Origin of the sequence: Izhakiella capsodis, from assembly GCF_900115045.1 — a bacterium.
Lineage (GTDB): Bacteria > Pseudomonadota > Gammaproteobacteria > Enterobacterales > Enterobacteriaceae > Izhakiella > Izhakiella capsodis.
In genome coordinates this window covers 1-1,207 of the sequence record NZ_FOVC01000029.1, presented here as the reverse complement: position 1 = coordinate 1,207, position 1,207 = coordinate 1, and the positions used below count along the sequence as shown (strand labels likewise).

The 1,207-nt window shown below is 39.3% G+C and carries 1 protein-coding gene; it reads left to right on the top strand.

Annotation, left to right across the window (positions count from 1 at the left end):
- The first annotated feature begins 155 nt into the window (after positions 1–155).
- Complete coding sequence (locus BM191_RS16435) at positions 156–1,181, top strand: hypothetical protein (RefSeq protein WP_230479625.1); 1,026 nt, start codon at positions 156–158, stop codon at positions 1,179–1,181.
- Positions 1,182–1,207 lie beyond the last annotated feature (26 nt).

The window sequence follows — 1,207 nt, the reverse complement described above, 5'->3', positions numbered from 1 at the left end:
TGGGTGTGTGGATGCGTGAGGCGGTGAGCTTGGGTAATGGTAGATCGCAGAGGAAAGGACTGTAATTTTTATAGCAAATGCCCATAATGTACTTTTGCGTGTATCTGGTAATAGATCAGGACAATTAATATTTCCCAGAGAGTTCCAAGGAAAAAATGACAACCGCAGAAAAGTTCTTGATTCAAAATGAAGCTGAATTCAATGCTTTCATTTCTTCGATGCTTGCAAGAAAAGATATTGATTCCGATGCATTTTGTTTCCCAGACGTAGAATTCAAAGGCTGGCCAAGCATTAGCATCAATGTTAAGGGTGATAAGAAAAGATATAGCTCATCCCTAACAGCCTCCATGCTCTTCGGCATGGCTGAGTTAACTAATGAGATTCAAAAAGCATTTACAGTCATTAGGCATGATACACATAACAGACAAAAGCTAACCAACTCTGATAAAAATCTTCTTGATATAGTTTATCATATCAGCGAAGGTTCTAGCCAAGCAGAGGGTGAATCTTATGCGATTGTTAACGGAGCAGTAAGCGTGCTTAAAGAAGCAATTGGTAAAATGACAGGCCGACAGGCTCTTTGTGCTGTCGTTGCCATTGTTATAGCTGCTGGCACTGTTGGCTGGAAGATTGCTGATGAATATTGGGAAACTCAAAGGCAAAATTCATCAGACCAGATCTCTTTAGTTAAAGAGACTACGGATGCGCTAAACAAGTCACAAAAAAATGTGCTTGAAGTCCTGCGTACAGGTCAAACAAGCATAAGTAGAGAGGTTTTGGCTCATGGCGAGGATGGAAAGAGTAAATTCCTCAAAAACATCGCTCAAGACCTCAAAGTTACATCTGTGAAAATGGGTAGTGAAACGATATCAAGAGATCAGCTTAATACCTATACACAAAGACAAGCCGTTGATAGGAAAAAAATTACCAGGCAAGACGAATTTTACATAAAAGGCGTGAACCGTACAGGACCAACTAATCAAGATATCAGCATTACTGTAACAAGGGCCTCAAATGGTGAAAGTTTCATTATAAAAACAAGCTCTGAAATCACCTCCACAGAAGAGTTGAAAGAATTTACTGATGCAGTTGCACAAGAGTCACTTTTGAAAATAAGTTACTTAGAGGTAACCGAAAATAATCATGTCTCCGCAGGTCAATTAATAAACATATTACAATAATATCAGCCTATTAAATCCGGCCACCG

What these genes read in the sequence shown, in the direction of transcription:
- BM191_RS16435 (WP_230479625.1), top strand. Translation starts at nt 156, where the DNA reads ATGACAACCGCAGAAAAGTTCTTGATTCAAAATGAAGCTGAATTCAAT.